The sequence below is a fragment of the Acinetobacter sp. YH16044 genome, assembly GCF_013417145.1.
GTDB classification, from domain to species: domain Bacteria; phylum Pseudomonadota; class Gammaproteobacteria; order Pseudomonadales; family Moraxellaceae; genus Acinetobacter; species Acinetobacter amyesii.
In genome coordinates, this window is record NZ_VPEK01000073.1 from 1 (window position 1) to 5,419 (window position 5,419).

General features: G+C 39.9%; 6 protein-coding genes, 2 pseudogenes and 1 other annotated feature. Of the genes and pseudogenes, 5 read left to right on the plus strand and 3 right to left on the minus strand.

The annotated features are described in order from the left end of the window. A partial coding sequence (locus tag FTV38_RS16430; protein WP_180022990.1) for a transposase occupies positions 1-316 on the minus strand: 316 nt, incomplete at its 3' end. A 156-nt stretch (positions 317-472) separates the two neighbouring features. On the opposite strand from FTV38_RS16430, the gene FTV38_RS16435 reads away from it, so the two are divergent. Beyond that, the gene (locus FTV38_RS16435) at positions 473-754 is read left to right on the plus strand and encodes a type II toxin-antitoxin system RelB/DinJ family antitoxin (RefSeq protein ID WP_127800960.1); all 282 of its coding nucleotides are present in this window, start codon (positions 473-475) and stop codon (positions 752-754) included. Beyond that, complete coding sequence (locus tag FTV38_RS16440) at positions 754-1,074, plus strand: hypothetical protein (protein WP_127800962.1); 321 nt, start codon at positions 754-756, stop codon at positions 1,072-1,074. The genes FTV38_RS16435 and FTV38_RS16440 overlap by 1 nt, the downstream gene beginning before the upstream one ends. A gap of 75 nt (positions 1,075-1,149) precedes the next feature. Here the strand turns inward: FTV38_RS16440 and FTV38_RS16445 are convergent. Further along, positions 1,150-1,521, minus strand: a pseudogene (locus FTV38_RS16445) (ISNCY family transposase); the annotation flags it as partial. A 520-nt stretch (positions 1,522-2,041) separates the two neighbouring features. Between FTV38_RS16445 and istA the strand changes: the two are divergent. Both istA and istB read left to right on the plus strand, forming a co-directional pair. Then, complete coding sequence (istA, locus tag FTV38_RS16450) at positions 2,042-3,061, plus strand: IS21-like element ISAba8 family transposase (protein ID WP_159153814.1); 1,020 nt, start codon at positions 2,042-2,044, stop codon at positions 3,059-3,061. Continuing rightward, positions 3,061-3,834 carry an IS21-like element ISAba8 family helper ATPase IstB gene (gene istB / locus FTV38_RS16455; RefSeq protein ID WP_159153815.1) on the plus strand — a complete coding sequence of 258 codons (774 nt, stop codon included), beginning with the start codon at positions 3,061-3,063 and terminating at the stop codon, positions 3,832-3,834. Before istA ends, istB begins: the two co-directional genes overlap by 1 nt. A gap of 121 nt (positions 3,835-3,955) precedes the next feature. Here istB and FTV38_RS16460 read toward each other — a convergent pair. Continuing rightward, positions 3,956-5,175, minus strand: a protein-coding gene (locus FTV38_RS16460; protein WP_159153816.1) for an IS3 family transposase whose coding sequence is annotated in 2 segments (ribosomal slippage) — positions 3,956-4,899 and positions 4,899-5,175 — 1,221 coding nt in all. Because the reading frame shifts where the segments join, the coding sequence is not laid out codon by codon here. Further along, positions 4,784-4,900, minus strand: a sequence feature (AL1L pseudoknot). Its footprint overlaps the gene before it by 117 nt. A gap of 177 nt (positions 5,176-5,352) precedes the next feature. Here FTV38_RS16460 and FTV38_RS18325 point away from each other — a divergent pair. Next, positions 5,353-5,419, plus strand: a pseudogene (locus FTV38_RS18325) (helix-turn-helix domain-containing protein); the annotation flags it as partial.

Genomic DNA, 5,419 nt, shown 5'->3' on the forward strand with positions numbered 1-5,419 from the left:
TATCATTATTCGTATGAGGCACGGTGATACACAACGTGATCCTCTCATCAATAGGTTGGCTGATTGCAGCAGTGTAAGGCAAAGCAATAAATGCTGGATTCACATGAGTAGGATCCTGCACGGCACCATCATGATGGCTGAAGATCCTGATCCAACGACTGACAAGGTTGGCATTAATACTATGTTGCAGTGCGACCGAAGCGATCGAGGTATTAGGATTTTTACAGGCATTGACAATACTGAGTTTGAATTCTTTGCTGTATGTTCTGCGTTTTTTAGCAACAGGAGGTGTTGCTGAATATATATCCATGTTCATGGATTAAGTCCCCACTTGTTTTTAGGTGGGAACTAAATTAAGGCTTATAGGATCGCTTGGTAAGGCTGTGTTAGCCGGATGCTTACCACTTACTACTCACTTGCCTTGTACCATTTTATGGCATTAAATGGCCTTAACAAGATTGAGAGGTGTTAAATGTCTAAGCTAATAAAAAAGAGAGTTCAATATTCTGTGGATGAGGCTATTTCTGAATCAGCAGAGTACATTATTAAAAAAGTTGGGCTAACCCCTGCATCTGTTTTTAGTATGGTCATGGCTGAAATAGCCAAAACAGGTCGAATCCCTGTAAGCAATCAAATAAGTGATGATGATTTTAATACAGCACAGCTCATAGCTCTTAGCCATAATATCCCAAGTGTAAAAGTATCTAATACAAAATCTGCTCAAGCATTTTTAAACGATGATGGTGGGTACTAATGGCACAGGATTTGTATTGGGCTTATGTTGGTTTGACAGATATAGTAGATGGCAAAACTCGCCCTGTTTTATATATTCGACAAACAAAAAAAGACTACATCGTATTCCGTTTAAGTAGTCAATATGACAATAAATCTGATTTTATTAAACGTAAATATATTGAAATTATAGATTGGGAATCGGTTGGACTAAGTAAAAAATCATGGATTGATACCGTACAGACATATCAGTTGCCAATTGATAAAACAAAATTAACTTACATTGGTAAACTTTCTAAAAATGACTATGAGCGATTAATTAATCATCTTAAAGAACAATAACTGTTTGTCCAATTAGCCGAATAATATCTGTCCAAGTTAGCACAAAATTTAATGATCATTAAATAAGAATTTGCACTTGGATCGCAGAATCCATAAATTGGCTGCAATCATCCAGGAACGTAGTGTTTCCACTGAAATATCGAATCCATGAATGGTAGTGAGCTTTTCATGAGCCAAGGTAGATCCAAATCCCAGCAGATGTTCAGAAATAATGGAAAGACATTTTGATTTTAATAAATCATCATGGCGACGATGGCCAGGTTGACCACGACTGGCATGCGCCATACCTGAAACACCATCTTGATTGAGCTTCTATAATAACCAGGTAATTTGACGGGTTGAAAGATTAAGGATTTCAGCAGCACGGACTTGGGTAATACGATGATCTCGAACGTCTTGCAGAACAGCAAGACGTTGAATTTCTTTGTCAGACATAGTGATCAGCATCTATATTTCATATCCAGTCCATGATGTTTAAGCCATCATAAACTAGACATTTTTATTGGTGAGAATATAGACATTTTGAATGGGTTCTAACATGCCAATTGCGTATAATATAGATTATGTTAAATTAAGTACATAGTACTTTAAGTTCATAACTCTCTGTGTTTATAGATAAACAATATATAAAACAATGACTTATTAAAAAAATAATTCTAGGCTAATTTTATTTAAGTCTATATAGTGTTTACTTCATTTAGTTCTTCAATTGTGTAATGTTCTTCTTAAAGACAATCAAACTCTCAAAAAAGCATTCAACTCAAAATCGAATTGTTGTGCTGTTCAATGCTTCGACTACAACGGCATGTCTTTATCCATTACTCTATTCTTTATCTGTTTTGAGATTTCAAAGTGTAGCTACCCAACAATCAGATATGCTGTTAGCGGCAGTGTAAAAATGACCCCCTAATGGCATTTAAAAACTGACCCCCTTGGTTAATATAGCGGTCATTTTGGACTGCTCAACATGTTAACTTTGGAGCAAGCAGTGACAATCCAAATACTTCATCAACAAGGTAAATCTATTAAAGCCATTAGTCGTGAACTGGGGGTGTCCAGAAATACCGTACGTAAATATTTACGGCAAAACACCACACCTCAGTATCAGCGTATACAGCCTAGAATAAGTATCCTTGACCCATATAAACCCTATTTACTCCAACGTGTAAACGCAGCTCATCCTGAATGGATTCCTGCTGTTGTGCTCTACCAGGAAATTTTAGGGTTGGGATATCCAGGAAAGATCAGGATCTTGAGGGAATATCTTGCAACATTAAAACCAGTTGCTCAACCGGAACCGATCATTCGTTTTGAAACCCAACCTGGCCAACAAATGCAGGTAGATTTCACGACAATTCGACGCAACAACACGACTTTAAAAGCCTTTGTCGCAACATTAGGGTATTCCAGAGCGACTTTCGTGAAATTTTATGATCATGAACGTACGGATGCATGGATCGATGGTCTAGAAAATGCATTTCAGTTTTTTGCAGGAGTACCTCAAGAAATCCTGTTTGATAACGCTAAAACGATCATGATTGAACGGGATGCCTATCAGGAGGGGCAGCATAAATGGAATCCCAAACTGCTCGACTGCGCCAAGAAATACAGCTTTCGTCCTCGCGTATGTAAGCCCTACCGTGCACAGACCAAAGGCAAAGTTGAACGCTTTAATGGATACCTCAAATCAAGCTTTATTGTGCCATTGAAAGCAAGCCTGAAGACTTCGGGTTTACTGTTAGATGTTGATGTCGCCAATGCCCACATTGGCCGGTGGCTGCATGAAACCGCCAATCAGCGGATTCATGCCACCACGCAAGAAAAACCGGCTGTTCGACTGCAACAGGAGCAGCAAAAATTTACGCCATTACCGCAATCAGATACAGGTTCTAGCACTGTACCTGTTGCAGCAGCACAGCATGTCATGCCCTACGAGAGTTTGCAGCATCCCTTATCGGTATATGACCAGTTGCTGGGAGTTTCCTGATGAATCTGCAATACGACCGTATAGAGCAACTTTGCCAAAAGCTCAATCTGCCTGCCATCGCATCACAATGGTCACATCATGCACAACAAACATTAGGTCAAGATGGAAGTTATGCCGACTTTGTTGAAGCTATCTTGACGCATGAATATGCTGCCAGGCAACAGCGCAGCCAGCAGGTCCTGATGAAACTCTCAGGCCTGCCTCAAGTGAAAACGCTGGAAGGTTACGATTTTAATTATGCACTGGGTGCTCCCAAATCACAGGTGGTCGAGTTGTTCAACCTGAGCTTTATTGCTAGAGCAGAAAATGTGGTGTTTCTCGGGGCTAGCGGTGTAGGGAAAACGCACTTATCTATGGCATTAGGCTATAAGGCCATCATGAACAATGTCAAAACCAAGTTTATTACCGCCGCCGATCTCACGCTGCAACTGAGTACAGCCTATCAGCAAGGTAAATTGAAAACCTATATGCAACGTGCGGTACTGGGACCAAAGTTACTGATTATCGATGAAATTGGTTATTTACCGTTTGGACGTGAAGAAGCGAATCTGTTCTTTAACGTGATTGCCAAGCGTTATGAAAAAGGCAGTACGATATTGACGAGTAACTTACCCTTTAGCCAATGGTCTAAGTCGTTTGCGGATGATGTTACGTTGACCGCTGCGATGTTAGATCGGTTGCTGCATCACTGTCATGTGGTACAAATATCGGGTGAGAGTTATCGTTTGAAGGATAAAAAAAGAATTGGGATTCAGCCCCAGGTTGAAATTTAATACGAGATCAAAGGGGTCAATTTTAGAATGCCGTTGACAATGCTCGCACTTAAATTTTGGTATGAATTCTGGTTCCAGAAATTGAACCGTACCGGGTTTGTCGGAGACTTTTTTATTTAAGTTAGGCCACCTGACCTAACGGGTTAATCTTATCATAGTACATTGCTTCAAACTCAAAAGGCGATACATAACCCAGTGCACTGTGTACACGCTTTTTATTGAACCAATCTACCCTGTTTAGTGTCGCAAGTTGTACATCTGCTAAACCTTGCCAATCTGCTTTTAAATATTCAATCACCTCTGTTTTGTATAAGCCATTCACCGTTTCAGCCAGAGCATTATCGTATGAATCACCAGTTGTACCGACTGATGCTCGTAAATTTGCAGCTTCTAAACGATTGGTATAGCGAATAGAAAGATATTGCACACCTCTGTCGGAATGATGAATCACATTCTTTGGCATGCCTCGATCATGCAATGCTTGCTCTAATGCATCGAGCACCATATCTGTATTCATTCGTGTAGATACTTTCCAGCCAACAATTGCTCGTGAGAACACATCAATAATAAAGGCGGTATAGACCCAGCCTGAATTTGTTTGAATATACGTAAAGTCACTGACCCACAGTTGGTCAGGATGATCAGCAGTAAAATTACGTTTCACTAAATCATCTGCTCGTTTTTGGTCATCTCGGCTACGGGTGGTTTGTTTGTTCTTACCTCGCCAAACACCTTGTATACCTAGCTTTTTCATTAATCGAGCAACAGTACAGCGTGCAATAATATAGCCTTCACGTTTCAGTTTTTGCCAGACTTTACGTACACCATACCGACCTGAACTTTCCTTCCAAATTCGTTTAATCTCCTCAGCATGATGCAAGTCATGTAAATCTCGCTTTGCTCGATGTTCTGGATTTTCGCAGAGATCTAGAGTCCGGTAATAGGTTGAAGCTGCGATCGGTAAAATCCTACAAATCGCATCAACACCATATAAGTCTTTATTGTTATGGATGAAATCCACCATTATTTGTGTGGGCGGTCGAGCTCCGCCTTGGCGAAAAAAGCGGCTGCTTTGCGTAGAATTTCATTGGCACGCTTTAATTCTTTAATTTCACGTTCCATTTGCTTCATTTTTTCTTGGTCAGATATCTGTTGTACTTTAATAGGATTTTGCTGATCTAAATGCTTTTGATGCCAGGCACGAAGTGTTTCAGGAGTACAACCAATCTTAGGCGCAATTGCTGTGATTGCAGCCCAATTCGATGGATAATCTTTCTCGGATTCAATCAATAATTGAACCGCTCTTTCTCTGATTTCAGGGGTATATTTTAATTTTGTCATCGGGATAGTCTCTCAGAATATTGACTCTCCGACAAACCCGGTACGGTTCATTCAGTTCTTTGGACAATTCCCTTTTAGATCAATAATAGAGACTAATATCAATTATCTTATACATGGTAAGTTGACAAAAATAACTAATCATGCGAAAAAGTTTTTTTAGTTAACAGATGTTCACCCATGCCTCGAATTGTTTCTGTACCACTTAGTTTAGAACAGCGAGAACGACTCATTTTTCTGGCCAAGC